This window comes from Neptunomonas japonica DSM 18939, from assembly GCF_000422765.1.
In the GTDB taxonomy this organism is placed as follows: Bacteria; Pseudomonadota; Gammaproteobacteria; order Pseudomonadales; family Balneatricaceae; genus Neptunomonas; species Neptunomonas japonica.
Genome location: NZ_AUGR01000021.1, coordinates 20,306 through 39,282, shown reverse-complemented (window position 1 = coordinate 39,282; position 18,977 = coordinate 20,306). Strand labels below are relative to the sequence as shown.

At 43.9% G+C, this 18,977-nt stretch carries 15 protein-coding genes and 1 tRNA gene; 7 read left to right on the top strand and 9 right to left on the bottom strand.

Translation table 11 applies throughout. The features are described from left to right. Positions 1-12 precede the first annotated feature (12 nt). Both G511_RS0114040 and G511_RS0114035 read right to left on the bottom strand, forming a co-directional pair. Positions 13-1,899: a putative nucleotidyltransferase substrate binding domain-containing protein gene (locus tag G511_RS0114040; RefSeq protein WP_028470185.1), complete on the bottom strand. Its 1,887-nt coding sequence runs from the start codon at positions 1,897-1,899 to the stop codon at positions 13-15. Between the two features lie 58 nt (positions 1,900-1,957). Then, positions 1,958-3,061, bottom strand: coding sequence for an FAD-binding oxidoreductase (locus tag G511_RS0114035; RefSeq protein WP_028470184.1), 1,104 nt, complete (start codon positions 3,059-3,061; stop codon positions 1,958-1,960). Positions 3,062-3,380: 319 nt separating this feature from the next. On the opposite strand from G511_RS0114035, the gene G511_RS0114030 reads away from it, so the two are divergent. After that, the gene (locus tag G511_RS0114030) at positions 3,381-4,658 is read left to right on the top strand and encodes an aromatic ring-hydroxylating oxygenase subunit alpha (protein WP_028470183.1); all 1,278 of its coding nucleotides are present in this window, start codon (positions 3,381-3,383) and stop codon (positions 4,656-4,658) included. A 289-nt stretch (positions 4,659-4,947) separates the two neighbouring features. Further along, on the top strand, positions 4,948-5,691 hold the full coding sequence (locus G511_RS0114025) for a sulfite exporter TauE/SafE family protein (RefSeq protein ID WP_028470182.1): 744 nt from the start codon (positions 4,948-4,950) through the stop codon (positions 5,689-5,691). Positions 5,692-5,728: 37 nt separating this feature from the next. On the opposite strand, the gene G511_RS0114020 is transcribed toward G511_RS0114025, so the two are convergent. Both G511_RS0114020 and G511_RS0114015 read right to left on the bottom strand, forming a co-directional pair. Beyond that, complete coding sequence (locus tag G511_RS0114020; RefSeq protein ID WP_028470181.1) at positions 5,729-6,340, bottom strand: alpha-ketoglutarate-dependent dioxygenase AlkB family protein; 612 nt, start codon at positions 6,338-6,340, stop codon at positions 5,729-5,731. A 34-nt stretch (positions 6,341-6,374) separates the two neighbouring features. After that, positions 6,375-7,220: a methylated-DNA--[protein]-cysteine S-methyltransferase gene (locus G511_RS0114015; protein WP_028470180.1), complete on the bottom strand. Its 846-nt coding sequence runs from the start codon at positions 7,218-7,220 to the stop codon at positions 6,375-6,377. Between the two features lie 301 nt (positions 7,221-7,521). Between G511_RS0114015 and G511_RS24395 the strand changes: the two genes are divergently transcribed. Continuing rightward, positions 7,522-7,695 (top strand): hypothetical protein, encoded by a 174-nt coding sequence (locus G511_RS24395; protein WP_156905222.1) that lies wholly within the window; start codon positions 7,522-7,524, stop codon positions 7,693-7,695. Then, positions 7,696-9,573, top strand: a complete 1,878-nt coding sequence (locus G511_RS22980) for an EAL domain-containing protein (RefSeq protein ID WP_342664797.1) — start codon at positions 7,696-7,698, stop codon at positions 9,571-9,573. It begins immediately after the preceding gene. Positions 9,574-9,668: 95 nt separating this feature from the next. Here the strand turns inward: G511_RS22980 and G511_RS0114005 are convergent, their stop codons facing one another. The 4 genes from G511_RS0114005 to G511_RS0113990 form a co-directional block, all read right to left on the bottom strand. Then, positions 9,669-11,762: a methyl-accepting chemotaxis protein gene (locus G511_RS0114005; RefSeq protein ID WP_028470179.1), complete on the bottom strand. Its 2,094-nt coding sequence runs from the start codon at positions 11,760-11,762 to the stop codon at positions 9,669-9,671. Between the two features lie 513 nt (positions 11,763-12,275). Continuing rightward, positions 12,276-13,166: a homocysteine S-methyltransferase family protein gene (locus G511_RS0114000; protein WP_028470178.1), complete on the bottom strand. Its 891-nt coding sequence runs from the start codon at positions 13,164-13,166 to the stop codon at positions 12,276-12,278. Between the two features lie 52 nt (positions 13,167-13,218). Further along, positions 13,219-14,952, bottom strand: coding sequence for a protein adenylyltransferase SelO (locus tag G511_RS0113995; protein WP_028470177.1), 1,734 nt, complete (start codon positions 14,950-14,952; stop codon positions 13,219-13,221). 300 nt (positions 14,953-15,252) lie between these two features. Continuing rightward, positions 15,253-15,328, bottom strand: a tRNA-Ala gene (locus tag G511_RS0113990). A gap of 300 nt (positions 15,329-15,628) precedes the next feature. On the opposite strand from G511_RS0113990, the gene G511_RS0113985 reads away from it, so the two are divergent. Both G511_RS0113985 and G511_RS0113980 read left to right on the top strand, forming a co-directional pair. Continuing rightward, positions 15,629-15,895, top strand: a complete 267-nt coding sequence (locus G511_RS0113985; RefSeq protein ID WP_028470176.1) for a DUF211 domain-containing protein — start codon at positions 15,629-15,631, stop codon at positions 15,893-15,895. A 5-nt stretch (positions 15,896-15,900) separates the two neighbouring features. Beyond that, positions 15,901-16,485, top strand: a complete 585-nt coding sequence (locus G511_RS0113980; RefSeq protein ID WP_028470175.1) for a VIT1/CCC1 transporter family protein — start codon at positions 15,901-15,903, stop codon at positions 16,483-16,485. Positions 16,486-16,629: 144 nt separating this feature from the next. Here G511_RS0113980 and gltX read toward each other — a convergent pair whose 3' ends face one another. Then, positions 16,630-18,126, bottom strand: coding sequence for a glutamate--tRNA ligase (gltX, locus tag G511_RS0113975; RefSeq protein WP_028470174.1), 1,497 nt, complete (start codon positions 18,124-18,126; stop codon positions 16,630-16,632). 180 nt (positions 18,127-18,306) lie between these two features. On the opposite strand from gltX, the gene G511_RS0113965 reads away from it, so the two are divergent. Next, the gene (locus G511_RS0113965) at positions 18,307-18,948 is read left to right on the top strand and encodes an ANTAR domain-containing response regulator (RefSeq protein WP_028470173.1); all 642 of its coding nucleotides are present in this window, start codon (positions 18,307-18,309) and stop codon (positions 18,946-18,948) included. The last annotated feature ends 29 nt before the right edge of the window (positions 18,949-18,977 follow it).

Here is an 18,977-nt window from a genome sequence, read left to right as displayed (position 1 = left end):
TGAATTCCAGATTTAGGGGTAACGAAATTTAAGGAAGCGCTGGCTGTTACTAAGTACCTGAAAAGCATCTTTCAGATTGCGCCGCTCAAACTCAGATAAGTGCTCAGGCTCAATATTATTATCTGCTGGACGTTGTGCGGCAATATCTAAAGCTTGATGGCGGATTCTTACCATCGATATAAACTCAAGCGCATCTCTTAAGTCCGAAATACGCCCTTCAGGAACAATCCCCGCCTTAATAATATCCTCTAGCCTTTCAAAAGAATTTCTTGCTTGGGAACCTACAGCCAGTGCATGCACTCGAATTAAATCAGCGATGGGTGCTGTCCCTCGACGCTTCAAATTGATTGAGTTGCGATGCTCACCATCTTTTTCCATAACAAAACTTTTAAAGAAACCCAATGGAGGCGTTCGACTCAAAGCATTACGCGCCAAGTTAGACAAGAACCGTGGTTCACGAGATGCTTTTTTTGCCACAAAAAAGTTAAGCTGTTCAGCCCATTTCACCTTTCCCCAAACACCTTCAAGGTCAAAAAATATCGAGCAATTAAGTAATGCTTCAGGCACAGGGTTATCAATCCAGTCGGCAAAGCACGCCTCCCACTCCTTCCTGGTTTTTCGCCACTGCGGATTGGTTGCCATAATACCGCCGGTACAATAGGTATACCCACAAGCGGCCAAGCCATCACTCACAAATTTAGCCAGTGCCTCAAAATACTCAGCGTGTAGTTTTGGGTTGTAGCTATTGTCTAAAATTAGGGCGTTATCCTGATCGGTAATAATCAGCTGCTCATCTCGCGCCATCGAACCAAGCGCCAAAAAGCAATAAGGTATAGGAGGTGCGCCTAAGTGCTCTTCGGCTAATTCTAGTAAGCGCTGCTTAAAGCTACGTCCTATAACAGACATAGCACTACCAATCATATGAGAGTTAGCATCTTCATTCACTAAACGTACAAAACAGGGAGATACCTCTTCAGACAACAGTTTAAGTTCTTCCACACTGTTCTGACGAAATACAGTACTCACCATATATAAGCTGCTTTGTGACTCATAGCGGACAATATCTGACACAGCGATGACACCCACCGGCCTGCCTTTATCCAAGATAGGAAGGTGATGCAGGTTATAGCGAAGCATACAAAGCATCGCTTCAAACGCATATGCATCACTATCGAGAGTAAGAAGATCGGTCGTCATCACCTGCTCTATCGCAACATCCGATGAAATTCCTGTCGATACCACTCGGGTACGCATATCTCGATCAGTAATAATACCCACAACTTGGGGTTCACCACTTTGCTCTTGGTTTTCAGACTCATTGTCATCAGATGATAACGTATCAACAATGAGTAGAGATGACACTCCCTCTTCGGTCATCTTTATTGCTGCTTCACGAATAGTAGCGCTGCTTTCAACAATCACAGGCTGGCGAGAAATCATCATGGTCGCCTTAGAGACCATTAAATTATTACTCTCCTTACCTGATACCGCATGCTGTAAGTTTGAGTGGTCATCCATTTCGACAAAATAGGCGAATGCTTCAAACTGCTCACACAATAAAACAAAAACTGACTCAGGAATAAAGTAGATCAGCGTGTCTTCTAACGCACGAACGGGCAGGCGAACGCGATTATTCATCAACAACCCCATCTGCCCAAACAGCCCACCAGGGCTTAAGCGATTATAGAGATCACCATTACGGCGATAGATTTCAACAGAACCGCTACGGATCACACACAAGTCGTGTATTTCATCCCCAAATTGATAAATATCGCTATCAGCTCGGTAATAAGCAATTTCTATCTGTTGAGCAACCGTATTGATGGTTTCATCAGGCAAGCCACTAAAAGGCTGAAACTGTTTTAGAAACCCCGCAATCTCTATATGTTCTGCTTCCATCAGACTCTCTATTTACGCATCAAGGTAAGTACAACAGCTAAACCGTACATAGCCGTTATTAAAAATCAACGACCACATCACCGTTAGGCACACTACAACATGATAAGACATAACCGGCAGCAACGTCTTCATCTGTAATACCACCATTATGCTCCATTGTTACCTCACCCGCTGTCACTAACACTTTACAGGTACCGCAAATCCCCATACCACATGCTTTTGGAATCTGTAGATCCAACTTAGAAGCCGCGGCATGCACCGTTTCACCCGGAGAGATTTGTATGCTTTTACCAGCAGAGAAGAACTCAACTCGTACCATGTCCGCTGGAACAAGTGCGTCAGTTTCTTCCTGAGCGATCTCAGCCTGCTCTATTGCATCTTCCTCAACATCAACTGGTGTCGCACCAAACGACTCCTCATGGTAACGGTCCATATCAAAACCATTGCTTTCTAGCAACGCTTTAACCGCTTTCATATAAGGTGTTGGCCCGCAGCAAAAGACTTCACGCTCCATAAAGTCTGGCGCCATCATTAACAACTTCGCCTGATCAAGATAACCACGATAACCCGACCAAGACTGACCACGCTCAACTTTTTCACAAATCACATGTAAGGTGAAGTTAGTGATTCGCGAGGACATATGCTCAAGTTCACGCTGATACACAATATCTTTTGATGTACGCGCGCTATGGACAAACGCCATATCTACATCGGCATTGGTATCAAAAAACCAACGTGCCATCGACATCACAGGCGTAATGCCAACACCACCTGATAACATCAAGACTTTGGTTGCTGGGTAATCGATACAGTTAAACTGACCTACCGGGCCATGTACTGCTAATTCATGCCCTTCTTCTAAGTTGTCATGCAACCAATTAGACACATGCCCGCCCGGCGCACGCTTAACACTAATGGAAAAGCTATAAGGTACCGAAGGAGAACTCGATATCGTATAAGAACGCATCACCTGCTGGCCTTCAATCTCTAGCTCCAGCGTGACAAATTGCCCCGGTTTAAAAAAGAACATAACCGGCTGTTCTGCCATAAAACAAAACGTTTTTACATCCCAGGTTTCATCAATAACTTTTACACAACGTACATTATGACGACCATTCACCCATGTTTGTGTATTAACCGGTATGAATGCATCGGTATTCACCGCTACCGCTGCTGGATTTGCCATCGCTCTTCTCTCTATTATTCTTCGCATGAATGGAACTTTATGCGTGCATTCTCAGCCCTGTACTCATTACTCATTTAGCCAATAGCGACAAAAACTTGCTCATAGCGACACTTATCCAATTTCACTGCACCAGTAGGTCGATTTAGAGATGCTTTCGTGTCGTAAATGGTCAAACTGCCTGCGCCCTATTATAAGAGGATTAGCACAAGGTCAATGCTGCTACATAACGTAGGGGTTTTACGCCGAAACAAGAAAAAATTTACGCACACTCTGGTGCTAACGAGGATAAGAACAAATGAACCAGAACGATCTGCTAAACGTCACCAGCGCCTCCTATGCTGATGCACGAAAGGAGATGGAGCAGCTGTTAGAAACACGTGAGCCTGACTACTCACTTCCACAGCCCTTGTACAACGACCCACAGATGTTCCGCGTAGATATGGAAGAGGTTTTCCAGAAGGAGTGGTTATTTGTTGGCATGACCAGCGAAATCCCTACTAAAGGTGACTACTTCACTGTCGAAATCGGCCAAAACCCTGTTCTGATTGTACGTGATGCAGAAGGCAATATTAACGCATTCCACAATACCTGCCGCCACCGTGGCTCACGTATTTGTACTAAGCACCGAGGCAAGGTTGCTAATCTAGTTTGTCCTTACCATACATGGACTTACGACTTAAAAGGCAACTTACTTTTTGCTGGCTCCGAAATGGGCGAAAGCTTCGACATGAAACAGAACGGCTTAAAGAAAGCCTTTTGTAAAAACGCTGGCGGATTCATTTTTATTAGCCTTGCAAAAGAAGAACCTCAGGGCGACTTTGATGAGTTTCTAGCAACACTTAATGAATACATGGAACCGTACGATGTGGAAAACACCAAGCTTGCGGTGGAGTCCAACATGTATGAAAAAGCTAACTGGAAGCTCGTTATCGAGAACAACCGAGAATGCTATCATTGTGCTGCTAACCATCCAGAATTACTTAACAGCTTGCTAGAATGGGACGACACTAATGATCCTCGCGCACCCAAAGATTTTGTAGAACATTACAACGCACAAGCCGCTGAATGGGATGCAGAAGGTATTCCACACGAGCATCGCAGCTTTGGCCCTGGTAAGCGTAACCGTATCGTCCGTATGCCATTGAAAAAAGGCACGCAGGCTATGACCATAGATGGCATGGAAGGTAGCAAAAAACTACTCGGGCGCATCAAGAATCCACAGCTTGGTTCTATGCGTATTTTGCACCTACCAAACTCGTGGAACCACATGCAAAGTGACCACTTTGTTGTATTCCGCGTTTTACCTATTTCTGCACAAGAATCATTGGTAACCACTAAATGGTTTGTACATAAAGATGCCGTTGAAGGTGTTGATTATGATGTAGAAAGACTACGTCAAGTATGGGATGCAACCAATGATCAAGACCGCATCTTGGGTGAAGAAAACCAACGAGGTATTAACTCGATTGGTTACCAGCCCGGTCCTTACTCTGAAACATACGAGTTCGCGGTGATCAACTTTATGCAATGGTATAGCGAGACCGTTAGAGCCAACCTAAACAAAGAGAAATAATCCCTGATATAACATCAGTTGATAAACGCAAACCTGATCTCTCATCCCATGTTAGGTCAGGTTTAGCGCACCATTGTGATAACGACTAATCTCCTTCTCTTCACATACAAAAAAACAACCTTATAAGTTAATAGCTATGTGCGTACAGAGGTCTTTTTTTATTCTAAAACTGGCTCTAGCACTCTATCCATCACTTACTTATGCTGCTATGTCAACCAATTGAGATTATGAAGAAAATACCTCACGTATCATCTTCTACCTCTTTACTTTCACTAGAGCGACTACTTTTATGCAGCTTGAACAGTTACTGCCTTTTTTGCTGACAGTTGCTTTGGGTACCTATGTGCAGACCGTTACCGGCTTTGCTTTAGGCATGATCATATTGGGTTTCGTTGTACAGTTTGAGCTAGCATCAGTCACTTTTTCATCTGTAATCATCAGTTTTTTGATGCTTGCCAACGGCCCTATTGCCTTATACGGAAACCTAAAATCGCTTGATAAACCTGCTTTGCTGTATTCCCTTTTAGGGCTATTCCCTGCATTAGTGCTTGGCGTAATGTTATTAAGCTATTTAAGCAACGAATTTACACAGGTATTACAGTGGATTTTAGGCATTACTATCATCGGAGGAGGACTTTTTATTTTACTTAAGCCCGAACCTAAAAAAGAACGTAGCTGTCACTTATCTTTCACCGCTGCGGGCTTTGCCGCTGGCTTATTTGGAGGCTTATTCAGTATCGCTGGCCCACCGTTGGTTTATCAATTCTATCGCCAGCCATTACCATTACAAACGATTCGCTTATGCTTAATTACCGCATTCCTGGTCATGAACATTTTACGATTATGTGTTTTAGGTATTCAGGGTCAGCTCAGCTTTGAAATGCTTTGGACAAGCTTACTCTGCTTACCCGTTGTCGCAGCATTTACCTTATTAGGGAAGTATTACCCTCCTCCTTTAAGCAACAAGAACATGCGTAGAATTGCCTTTTCTTTACTAATCACCATCGGCATTAATCTTGTTTATAGCGCGTAAATGCCTTTTATATTAACCGATGAATATCGAGCACAACTTAGCTCGCTTCAATGGTACGGAAAGTCAGGTTAATACGTGGCGTAAAAACCACTTTTGTGGGCGGGAGACGATGTAACCAATGCGTTTGAGTTTCCCCTTTCATAACGAGCAAGCTGCCATGTTGTAACACGTGTGAAATGCTCTCTTTTGATCTTTTGTGCTTGAAAGAAAATTTTCTTACCGCCCCCAAACTCAAAGAACCAATAGCACCGTTTTTCTTTAAGTCGAGTTCGGCATCACTGTGCCAAGCCATACCTTCGCTGCCCTCATGATAAAGGTTGAGCAAACAAGAATTATAAGTTTCGCCACTTTCTTTTTCGACTAGCGCTTTAAGCGCCAACAGCGCTTTTGTCCACGGTAATGCCGTTTTAGTGGTGTTGGAATAGGTATAGGGAAAAGGGATATCGCCATACCAAGCAACTTTACGCTTGGTGACAATTTTTTTACCAAAGATCACTGCCTCGTCATTTTTCCATTCAATAGCGCTGAGCAAAGTCTCATAGTAATTGTCTGCCTCAGATAACGACATGACAGTACCATAATATTGCACGATGCCATCATAAGGGAGCAGATTACGTGGCGCACCCTCCATTTGCTCGAAAAGGTCCATGTTTAGTATTTACTTCTCATACGATTAAAGATAACTATAAAGTCGCTTTTTGGGATGCTTCCCAACCGATAATGGCAGATTTTCGGGTAGATCCCCACATATAACCACCAACACTACCACTGGCTTGAATAACGCGATGACAAGGGATAAGAAAAGCCACTGGGTTACTACCAATAGCCGTACCAACAGCACGAGAGGCTTTAGGGTTACCAATGGCAGTTGCAATCTCTCCGTAGCTAGCAAGGCGTCCTTTGGGTATTTTAAGTAAGCTATCCCACACTTTTAATTGGAATGCAGTGCCATGAAGATGGAGCTTAATTTTATCTAATTGCTGCCAATCCTTTTGAAAAATTAACAAGGCATCCTGTTGTAATTTATCAGTGCTTTGTTGATACAAGGCATAAGGGAAGCGCTGCTTAAGCGTTGTTAAAGCTTGCTCTGCATTTTCTTCAAAGGCTATATGGCAAACACCTTTTCCCGTGGATGCAACAATAACTTGGCCAAAAGGAGTCTGCGAAAAACTGTAGTTTATCTGCAGGGCGTCGCCTCCTTTTTTGAATTCTCCTGGTGTCATCCCTTCTATATTGATGAACAAATCATGCAAACGACTGGTACCTGAAAGCCCTGTTTCATAAGCTGTATCAAGCAAGCTCAAGTGCTGATCTTTAAGTAGCCCTTTTGCATGTTCAATGCTGATATATTGCATGAATTTTTTAGGGCTCACACCAGCCCAATCAGAAAACAGCCGTTGAAAATGAAACGGACTAAGGCTAATTGCCGCTGCAACTTCATTCAAAGAAGGCTGCTCTTTAAAGTTATCTTTTATATATGCGATTGCCTCAGCAATGCGAGTGTAATTCATACTGTCTTGATCAATCATGATGCATCGCGTCTCCAGCTAACATGCTACGAATTTATCAATGGAATATAGAGTAGATAATAAGAACCTAGCAGAAAAGAATCGACCCGAATCTTGCTTTAAAAAGTCACACCTTCTCTAGTAGAGCCACAATGAAAACTCAAGAGATGCTAGCTATTGGCTTACAATTTTATGACCACTAAATAAAAAAACCATCAAGAAAACTCTATATAAAAATTGTGGATATTTGCAGCATAACTTTTTTCCTGATAAAAATGTATTTCAAACAGCCTTTCTTATTTAGTTTTCATAAAAGGATCGTATGACGAATAACAGGGGTTCTGTATGGCTATACTCCATCCGAGATGGTTTCATCACCCTATTACCGCTAACATTTTTTGGCGTCATTTCAATCCTGCTGCTTCACTTCCCTTATCAGGGCTATCAAGACTTGATGATAGGTTTATTTGGAAGCACCTGGGTTGAACACTTATAAATAGCCATCAACTCTTCTCATGGCATTTTAAGTTGTGCTCTAGCGATTGCGGTTTCTGTTCACCTTACCTTACGTTTAAACTCAAGCCTTCCTAGCGCCAGTAAAATTTCACCTTTGATGGTTGGAATATCAGCTTTCATGAACTTTATATTGTTTTTAGAGGGCACCGGTTCACTAACCTATGACGCTATGGGACAGAGCTCCGTATTACCTGCCATTATTATTGGAATTGTCACCACTGAGGTATTATTTACAGTCATTAAAAGTCGATCACTAGATTGGTTTGATATGCCATACGATACCGATTTAACAGTATATAATTCGATTAAAATGAGCGTACCTATTATATTTACTGGCCTATTAATATTAGTTATTTCTATATTACTCTCTAAAACCCCTCCACTGGATGAACACCTTTTTCTCCCTGTTATTAATCTACTTCAAGATAGTGAGTACTCTGCGCTAGTTTTAAATAGCTTAGTGACATTAATTAACCAAATTTTTTGGTACTTAGGCGTTCATGGCGGTTACATATTAGATACGTACGCCAGAGATTTTTTTGATTTAACTCAATTAGCCTATAACGAGAACTTTGCATCACGCCCTTTACTAAACAATTTTGTGCTACTCGGTGGCGCCGGTGCAACTATGAGTTTATTGATAGCGATAGCACTAGTTGTGAAAGAAGGGCAACAAAGAAAAATTGCTCAAATATCCATACTACCTTCGATCTTCAATATTAACGAACCCGTTTTATATGGATTACCACTAGTACTTAACCCTTCCTATTTAATCCCGTTCATAGGAATACCAGTACTGTTCAGTGTGATAACGGTACTGTCGGTTCAACTGGGATTTTTAGTTTTTCTACCCATATCAATTCCTTGGACCACCCCTCCTATTATTTCAGGATGGATAATAACCGGTTCATGGCATGGCGCCTTGTTTCAATTTACAGAAATTGTTATCGGTACCCTGCTATACATTCCGTTTGTTAAAAAGGCTGAAAAAAAACGCCTGCAACTTCAAAAGGTATCCTTTGCTAAGGCCGCAAAAGTAATTCAGACAAATGAGCAAAAAATAACGGTGTCAGTTCGACAGGACCATATAGGGCTGATTGCAAGAGGGCTATTAACAGAACTGAAGTCTGATTTAGAAAATGACAAGCTATCTTTAGCTTACCAGCCAAAGCACAACATTAAAGGACAAATTGTCGGAGTCGAAGCACTGCTCCGATGGAAACATGAAAGGCATGGCAACTTACCACCATTACTAGCTGTAAACTTAGCAGAAGAGAATAACGAAATTAACAGACTAGGCGCCTGGGTGATAGAAAACGCTTGCGCCTGCACGGCTCGTTGGAAAACTCTGGGTTACAACATAAACATGGCAATTAATATATCGCCATTACAGCTACTGGATAAAGAACTGCCGACCCTAATTTCAAATACATTACAAAAATATTCTTTAGCTCCGCAAGATATCGAACTTGAAATCACTGAATCTCATACAATCTACGATACGCCCACAGTGAATGAAACACTTTCGAAATTATCTAACATGGGAATACGTTTAGCGATGGATGATTTTGGAATGGGTCACTCGTCACTGTTATATATGCGCAGATTTAAAGTACACACGCTTAAAATTGATGGATCACTCACTGTTGACGTTCTTGTAAATGAGGCCAACTCAAATATTATCCATACAATAGCCGAACTTGGTCGATCGCAACAAATTGACATTGTTGCCGAATATGTAGAAACAATTGAACAACGAGAAAGGCTCGTTGATCTAGGCTGCACTATTTTTCAAGGTTACTACCACAGCAAAGCCCTTTCAGAAAAAGACTGCATAGACTACTTTAACAAACATTAATCATTCAGGAATTTTCCGCCCGATGGGCGGAAAATGCTTAACGTGTGTGTTGAGCAAACGCTACAACTACTAAATCATCTACTCAACTAACACCATTAGTAGCGGAAGCGACCCAGTTGGTTTTCCAGTTTTTTCACCAGACTGAGCAGTGATTGGCTTTCCTGGTTAGCCTCAGCAACACCGTCTGATACTAAATTGGTCTCATCACTTATATTAACAATGTTACGAGTGATATCTTCTGTAACCGCTCTTTGCTCTTCAACCACACTCGCCATTTGAGTAGTCATGTTATCTATTTCAGAAATCGCTGTAACAACATGTTGCAAATGTTGAGAGGCTTCTTCTGACAATACTAAGCAGTTACCTGATTGCTCATTCCCTTTTTGCATCGCATGCACTGCACTTTTAGCACGTCCCTGCAGTTTATCGATCAGTGTCTGGATTTCTCCTGTCGACTGTTGTGTTTTTGATGCCAGGTTACGCACTTCATCGGCAACAACGGAAAAGCCTCGACCAGACTCACCTGCACGGGCCGCTTCAATCGCAGCGTTTAGCGCCAAAAGGTTAGTTTGTTCGGAAATACCTTGAATAGCATCTACGATTTGGCTGATATTGTTACTGTCTTGAGCAAGCAGATCCATCAGCTCTGTTGTGTTACTAATCTGTTCAGAAAGCTCACGAATAGAGCTGGTACTCTCGTCAAGATTCATGGCGCTACTATCGACAGAGCCTTTAGCTTCACTGGATGAATCGGCAGTGGTTATCGCAATTTGCGCAACTTCACTAGCAGATGCAGCCAACTGGGTAATGGCTGCAGCAATCTGATCCACTTCAGCCCGTTGCTTCTCAATACCTAGAGCACTATTACTAGATATATCAGAAGCTCGACAGGTTGAGCGTTCAACATTTACCATCTCAGCGGCTATATCTTTGACAATGACATGGGTCTTTTCGATAAAGGCATCAATACCATTGGCTAAGTCACCTACCTCATCATCTCTTTGCAATGTCAGTCGTTGTGTAAGATCACCATCGTGGGAGACGAGTTGGTTAATCATATCTGCTGCACGACGAATAGGAGCAGCGATACTCTGAGCAATAATGGTGAGTAAGATGATACCTAAGCCCGTGATGATTAAACCTATGATAATAGATGTTACTAGGCTTTCATTAAATTGTTTAGACATGGATTGCTGGGTCTTGATCGCACCCGCTAATACGACTGATTCATCCAAGTTAATAACAACAGCCCAAGGAGTATTAACACTATCAAGGCGAATAGGTTGAACTGCCCATAAGTGCCCATCAGCTTGCAGTATTTGTTTCTCACCATTGGCAACTAACGTTAATAACTGCTCTTTCAGCTCACCTTGATAGACTTTAGCAAGAGCGTGCTGTCCATCTGAATCGGCTGCGACAAGCCCTGTATTACTGATCAATAGAACTTGCCCTTGGCCAGAGTAAAGTGATTGATCTGCTTCGTTTACCAGCTTGCTTAAAAAACTAAGCTCCATATCAATGCCTGTAATACCTTTAACTTTGCCATCAACTAACACTGGCAAGGTAATCGATGTGCCGACAATGGTACGCCCCCCCGCTTCCCACGAATAAGGCTCGGCTAAGCAAGTTTTAGTTGTCTCCAAAGGGCAGGTATACCATGCAGAATCGGTACTTCCTTTTTCTATATCTGCATAAACTTTTGTAAGGTTTAACGGTCGATAACCTAAACTGCCATCACCATTACGAAACCAATAGGGTGCAAATTGCCCGTTTTCAAAAGTATGCTTGTTACCGATAAAATCTTGATCTTTACCATCTACCGCATTCTTTTTCCACGCAATATAGGTTCCCATGACGTTCGTGTTTTGCTCAAGGACGTCTTTGGTATATTCATAAAAAGGTTGCCGCTGAGTATCTCGTCCATTTTGGCTGATGAAACTACCCATAGTGTCTGCCATGCTCTTAGCAACATATAGCGCTTTATTCAGCTCGGCTGCAGTTTTTCCTGCTTGAGCATCAGACAAGGTAGATAGTTGTTCACGAGCTTTATCTGTTAGTTCTTGGCTAACCAGAGCTACTGTTTGGGCTTCTACTTCATTATTTTTCCAAGCAACAACGCTTAATAAAATAACGGAAGAAAGCGTAAGACATGCACCGGTAGCTAAGGCAATTCTATTTTTAATTTTCATTCAGATATCTCAATCGCAGAGGATAGACTTTATTTATTTTTATAATGATTTTTTAGAGCATGCTATAAATATGGTTATATTTAATACTTAATTTAGCGATGAAAATTGCCCACCAGTATTAGCTGTATTGAACACTATTCGTAAAACACCTAACCCAATATGCCGTCAACTTATACTATTAAGCTGACTAATTAACTCCACACACCTACTTAAGAGATTGCCCCAACATAACGTACATCGACTAAATTACTTTGTGAGTTAACCGATCAAAAACACCTCACTATATGTAGGTGAAATACATAATTCAAAGTATAGCAGTACTCTTAAAAAACGCCCTTCATGCATGCTTAATTTTTAGATTTGTAAGCGCTATGTGCCTCCACTACATTCTTTGGGAGCCACTAAACAGACAACATTGAACACAGAAAACAACAAAGCCCGCAATAAGCGGGCTTCTGAGACAAGACTAAATGGCTTGAGGCTATGTAAGCCTAACTGGCTATGGGTTCTAGTTTAGAGAAATCCTTCACTGCACAAACTTTCATGCAGCGCTTTTATGTGTGCTGGGCCAATCTCGCAGCAGCCACCAATAATCGATGCTCCACCTCTTGCCCAACCCATAGCATATTCAGCGTACTGTTGTGGGCTCAAGTCTTGGCGCACTTCTAGCTGCTCAACAGTGCCACCCGGCAGCAGCGGTCCTACCGAAACAAAGCCATTGGCATAAGCACCAATCTTCTTATCTACGCTACGCAACTGAGGCCAACAACCATTAATAGCCTCGGGGTGGCTGCAATTTAATAGGATCGCATCGGCCCCCAAAGATTCGAGTACTTGCAGCGCTTCATTTAGTGACTCGCCACTACGTAGCTGCCCCGGATGAAAATCACTGACTGTTAGTGCTACCCATGCGGGCTTGCCACTTTCCATTGCCGCTGTACAAGCTGCGCGCGCCTCATTTATTGAAGCCATAGTTTCACACAAGAAAAGGTCACTGGCAGGTGCTTGCAACTCAACAAGACGACGATAAGCATCAAGTGAATCCTCATACGATAGCGATACATCTGGGCGATAACTTGCGACTAACGGCGGCAAACACCCCGCTATTGCAACATCATTAGACTCGGCTAGCTGTACTGCACCTAAGGCTGCATCCATAGCAGACCGATGAAGGTTCTTTAATTGAGCAAGCTCATTTTCACGGGCAAGGCGCTGCGGTGTTGCCGTATAGGTATTGAGCGTGATGACTCGGGCTCCACTCTTAATAAAATCAAGGTGTAAATCTCGAACCAGCGTTGGCTCATGCAACATAATATCGGCAGACCAAAGAGGTGTAGTTGCACGAGAGCTTCTGCGTAATAGCTCTTGCCCCATGCCCCCATCAAGCAATGTGATGTGATTCAATCTTTTTACTCCAGTCTATGTTTATCACCGTATTATCTAAAGACCTGATAACTCACGATGAACAGCTATAGTGTGACACGCCACCGAGTTCACAGAACTCCGGCGGCTTCAGTCTATAATATTTATCTTCAACCTCTTTCGATTGCTCAGCATATGGCTGCGTCATAACTTCTTGCAGTTCTCTCACTAGGGAGTAGTTCCCTGCGGCTGCTTGCTGATACGCGGGCACAACGAACCACTCTCGCAAACTGTATTTTGGGTTAACGAGTTTCATCTGTTTAGAGAGCTCTTCACGGGAACAGGACTGAGCATAATGCCCACTGGTGATGAGCGACTTCCATTGTGTCAGCCATTCTGACCAGCGTTTACCCATCCCTTCGGGGTCGGACTCATACGCTGCTCCTATATAGAAGCTTTTTTGCAGTGTGCTAATGTCGTTAGGCACATTCGATAGCTCACGAAAGAAGACGGTGTAATCAACAGGCGTTTGCACCATAAGTGTTTCGAGTTCGCTGAACAAATTTGCATGAAAAGCGCCAAGCCCAAGCTTGGCAGCCCACATTGCTTCCATTCTCATTTGCATCTCATCTGCAAAACCACTGCGTATCTCGTCGAGCTGTTGCAAAGAGTCCGGCTGCGATGCCAGCAACGGCCGTAGTGTTGCCCAAAACATGTGGAAGTTACGTTCCGCAGCTATAGGCTGGTTAAGAAACGAGAAGTGCTGCCCGCCACCCGTCCAAGGTTGAAATTGCGGGTCGAACTCTTCACAAAACCCGAACGGGCCGTAGTCGAGAGTAAAACCTCCTGCGGCGCAATTATCACCGTTAAAGTTGCCCTGGCAATAACCAACACGAATCCAGTTAGCAACAAGCGAAGCAAGGCGGCTACGAAACTCACGCGCAAGCAACACCACTTTTTCGGCGGTGGGTAGCTTATTATCGATAACGTTAGCGTACTCACGATCGACCAAGTGCAAAACAATCTTTTCGAGCTCCTCCATCGCTTTTGGATGCTCTTGCTTACGGGCACGGCGACCAAAAAGTTCGAGTTGCCCGACCCTAATGAACGACGGCGCGACACGCGTCGAGATAGCAACAGGCTCCGATATCATTCTGTCTGGGTCTTGCAAGCGCGAACCCGGTGAGTACCACGGCCGCTGAACCTTCTCTGTTTTAGACACGAACAAACTCAAAGACCGTGACGTTGGCACCCCAAGTGCGTGCATATATTCCTGTGCCAGAAACTCCCGGATACTTGATCGCAGGACAGCACGGCCATCCCCTCCGCGACAATATGGTGTACGGCCGCCTCCTTTGAGCTGCATCTCCCAACGTTTACCCTTGATAACGGCCTCAAGCACGGAAACGGCACGTCCGTCACCGTATCCGTTACCCGTTTGGAACGGGCACTGCTGGTAGTATTCGGTTCCAAAGATAGAAAGCGCGTAACCACAAGCCCAACCGACCTTACGCATCGGTGCAGGCACCTGTGAGATATCACCAGAGAACATTCGAACAAAATCATCTGACTGCGCCAGACTGTCTGTAAAGCCTAGTTCGCTAAAGAAGTCCTTGCTATGCGTAACGTACTCAGGGTCTTTTATTGGCGTAGGCTTGACGGGAACATAATGCCCCGAAAAGACCTGCCGCGGCGCATGATCGACACCGTTTGCTTTCGCATCAGGATCGGGGTTGAGAGTATCCATGAGCGAGTAGTTTGCCAGCGTTGCTAGATCATCAAGCGTCTCGACAGTTGGTGAGGTTTCTTGGGTCAATGGCTTTTTCATAAGGGCATCTCATAACGCGGGTAAAGTCACTGTGTTCCCGCTATTGCAACATCATTACATTCTGATAATAAAGAGGACAGGTTTATTGGATTATACGATCTGCGGCTACTTATGTCCCTCTAATGCGATAACCAGGTAGAGCGCAGTAGACAACTTGAGAAAGACTTAATCAGTGCCATTTTTAAGACAATACATAGTTCGGAATTTTTCGTTCATTACAACCTAGATATAACAGGTGCAGCACAAAACGAAAGAAGACATATGTAAAGACTCTGAGAGTAACGAGAAAACTGCTTTAGATGGTGGAGCCTAGCGGGATCGAACCGCTGACCTGTTCGCTGCCAGCGAACCGCTCTCCCAGCTGAGCTAAGGCCCCATCTTTAAACACACTTGGGGGAGTAAAATAAGTGCGCTTTGAAACGACGCGTATCATCCCATATTTCACATTAATGTCAAACACATTTTTAGGCTTTATCTAAGCGATTCAATCTATTGGGGCGCCTACCATCAAAACATGACATCAACGAATGTAGATACTCACCTAGAACCTATCGTTTTATCCTTTCTGCTGCGGCCTCTATATCACTAACTTATGATGTAAGGCAGTGACCTATGCGCCACTTTTAGGCAAGATGAGTTAAGGAACCAATAAAAAGAACAGACAGAGGGCCTCTTTATGATCGCTGTTAAAAGAGTAGTACTTGATGTTTTAAAGCCTCATCACCCTAACGCGCTTGAGTTTTGCCAAGCATTAAGCGCTGTTATTGAAGGCAGTACCGTTAACGTAACAGTGATCGCTGTCGATGAAAAAACTGAGTCACTGGAAGTATCGGTTGAAGCAGCGCTGATTGATTTTGATCTTCTGCAAGATGTGATTAATAAAATGGGTGGCGCCTTGCACAGCATCGATGAGGTCGAAGTTAAAAACGAGCCAAACAGCTGACGCTTATGAATATTTTCACAAGAGCTGAATTTCTGTTAAACATCACACGCTCTCAAGGGATTGCACGGCGATATTTTGTTGTGAATGGTTTTGACGGTGCGTTAACTATGCTCGGAATGATTCTTGGTTTCCAGTTCAGCGCTTCTACCCAACTAAGCATTACCATTAACGCGTGTTTAGGTGCCTCCATTGCTTTAGGTGTGAGCGGCGTGAGCAGCGCTTACATTAGTGAGCTGGCCGAAAGACGGCGTGCTCTTCTTAAGCTGGAAGAAGCTATGCTGGAGGATTTACAGGAATCTGCACATTCTGAAGCAGCCCGCTGGGTGCCTATCATGATTGCACTGGTGAATGGATCAGCACCGCTATTCATTTCGTTAGTGATCCTTAGCCCTCTGCTATTGACTCATGCAGGAGTTGTATTACCGATTTCACCTCTTTTTCTAGCCATTATTTTAGCCTTGATTATTGTTTTCCTGCTGGGTGTTTTTCTGGGTCGAATCGCTGGTACATCTTGGTTACGCAGTGGTGTGCAAACCTTGTTTATTGCTATAACGACATCTGTTCTCATCTTCTTATTCACAGGTTACTAGCCATACGCAGCTAAGATTTTTTGTAATCAAACCGCAGCTGAAATACGTCAACTACTTGAGCGCAGAGTTCAACCAAGCAGATATAAAAAAGGCCTGCAATGGCAGGCCTTTGATTTATCTATCGTTTACTTTATCTATTGCTAGCTACTCGATACCAGCAACAACCTCTCTAAACTCTTTTTCCCATCGTTTTGCTTCTTTCTTCGATGGGCCGCCCAATAGATTAACCGCGTGGCGCAAACGCGCACGGCTCATATCTGGGCCAAGAATCGACATAGAGTCCATGACAGAAACCGTTTGGTTAGTACCCGCAATGGCGATAAACAACGGGAACAAGAAGTCACGTAGCTTGTAGCCCATCTGCTCTGCTAGCTGTTTGAGCTGTGCGAACAGGTGGTCTTTATCCCAGTTGCTTTCTGTATCCAAGAACCAAACACTAAATTGCAAAATGCGCTTAGCATCATCTAGCGTTACGCTTTTGTGTTCAAAGTCTGATTCTTTAATCGGTAACATACCCGATAGGAAGAAGCCCGCTAGCGGTGCTACATCAGAGAACTTTTCTACACGTTGCTGGATCAGTGGCAAAATCTGCATCAAGTACTGTGGATTAAGTGCCCACTCCTGATATTTAGCAGCAAACTGCTCTGGGTTAAGGTCTTCACGTAGCCATACACCGTTAAGCCAGCTAAGTTTTTCTTGATCAAAAACCGGGCCGCCTAAAGAGACACGCGTAATATCAAAATTGGAGAACATCTCTTCACGGCTGAATTTTTCGCTCTCATCCGGCATCGACCACCCCATACGGCCGAGGTAATTCAGCAGTGCTTCTGCCATATAACCCATACGCTGGTAATACAAGATACTGGTTGGATTTTTACGCTTAGATAGCTTGGACTTATCTGGGTTACGCAATAATGGCATGTGGCACAGAACCGGCATTTCCCAGCCAAAGTACTGATACAGCAATTTGTGCTTAGGAGCCGAGTTAATCCACTCTTCACCACGGATCACATGTGTGATCTCCATGAGATGATCATCAACGACGTTAGCTAAATGGTAAGTCGGCATACCATCAGATTTAAGCAGGATCTGTGCATCGACCATGCCCCACTCCAATTCGATAGTGCCACGCAGCAAATCATCAACGACACAAACACCCTCGCCTTCAGGCACAACCATACGAATAACAAACGGTGCACCCGCAGCTCTGCGCTTTTCTACTTCATCAGCAGGTAACGCTAAGTCACTTTGTTTTAGTGCGGTGTGTCCACCAGCAGCACGGCGAGCAGTACGTAGTTCGTCCAGCTCTTCTGAGGTACGGTAGCAATGAAATGCATGGCCTTTTTCTACTAGGTCGTGTGCATACTGGGCATACATACCTTTACGCTCACTCTGGCGGTAAGGGCCATGTGGGCCACCTACATCTGGGCCTTCATCCCACTCAAGACCTAACCAGCGAAGTGAATCTAAGATCTTCTGTTCCGATTCGCCCGTACTGCGCGTTTGGTCGGTGTCTTCTATACGTAAGATAAACTGCCCACCGTGCTGGCGAGCAAACGCCAGATTAAAAAGTGCAATATAGGCTGTGCCTACATGCGGATCGCCTGTTGGAGAAGGCGCAACGCGAGTACGTACGGTCATTATGTTCCTGCCAAAGCTAACGTGGTTGCCAAAAGAATACGAAAATAAAGCGGCATTATACAGCTGCCTGCCAACCCTTGCCATGCCAAGTCCATGAGAGTTCCTTACATTTAAAACAAAGACTGGCCCGTAACTTGCTAAATATCTAAGAAATATTCATTACTAAAGCAGGTGATCCATTTGAAAAGCAGATTAACCGTGCTTGTCATTAATGAAAACATTGCGCGTGAGAGCGAGCTAGAGAACACTCTACTGCGCCCTTTACGTGAGCAAGGGTACGACATTGTAGAAGAGCTTACGTCAACTCAATATTTGGCAGATAAGGCCAATGCGTTACAACCCAACCTTGTCATCATCAGTCTTACTTCCCTCGATAAAGCTGATCTAGAAAATATCGCATTGATGGCCGAGCACTGCTCACGCCCTATCGTTATCTTTGCAGAACAAGGTAACCAACAAATGACCGAACAAGCCATTCGCACGGGCGTGAGCGCCTGCGTAGTGGATGGGCTTGAGCCACATAGGATTAAGCACATTGTTGATGTGGCAGTGGCTCGCTTTGAAGAATTACAAGCAATGCACGATGCGCTCAGGCACGCGCATAATGAACTTGATCAAGCACGGGCGGAATTAGCAGAGCGTAAGCTTATCGAAAAAGCTAAAGGGCTTATCATGAAGCACAACCATTGCGCAGAAAGCCAAGCATTTAAAGCCTTACAGAAAATGGCGATGGATCAACAAAAACCACTCAGTGAGGTTGCTAAAAGCATTATTGCTGTATTGGGCAAGCAAAGTAATAGCATAACTAGAGGCCACTCTTAAACATACGGCACCACATTTGTGCACCGCAC

Coding starts and splice junctions, on each gene's coding strand:
- G511_RS0113980 (WP_028470175.1), top strand. CDS start 15,901: ATGAATATTTTCACAAGAGCTGAATTTCTGTTAAACATCACACGCTCT.
- gltX (WP_028470174.1), bottom strand. CDS start 18,126: ATGACCGTACGTACTCGCGTTGCGCCTTCTCCAACAGGCGATCCGCAT.
- G511_RS0114025 (WP_028470182.1), top strand. CDS start 4,948: ATGCAGCTTGAACAGTTACTGCCTTTTTTGCTGACAGTTGCTTTGGGT.
- G511_RS0114005 (WP_028470179.1), bottom strand. CDS start 11,762: ATGAAAATTAAAAATAGAATTGCCTTAGCTACCGGTGCATGTCTTACG.
- G511_RS0114015 (WP_028470180.1), bottom strand. CDS start 7,220: ATGATTGATCAAGACAGTATGAATTACACTCGCATTGCTGAGGCAATC.
- G511_RS0113995 (WP_028470177.1), bottom strand. CDS start 14,952: ATGAAAAAGCCATTGACCCAAGAAACCTCACCAACTGTCGAGACGCTT.
- G511_RS0114040 (WP_028470185.1), bottom strand. CDS start 1,899: ATGGAAGCAGAACATATAGAGATTGCGGGGTTTCTAAAACAGTTTCAG.
- G511_RS0113985 (WP_028470176.1), top strand. CDS start 15,629: ATGATCGCTGTTAAAAGAGTAGTACTTGATGTTTTAAAGCCTCATCAC.
- G511_RS0114030 (WP_028470183.1), top strand. CDS start 3,381: ATGAACCAGAACGATCTGCTAAACGTCACCAGCGCCTCCTATGCTGAT.
- G511_RS0114020 (WP_028470181.1), bottom strand. CDS start 6,340: ATGGACCTTTTCGAGCAAATGGAGGGTGCGCCACGTAATCTGCTCCCT.
- G511_RS24395 (WP_156905222.1), top strand. CDS start 7,522: ATGACGAATAACAGGGGTTCTGTATGGCTATACTCCATCCGAGATGGT.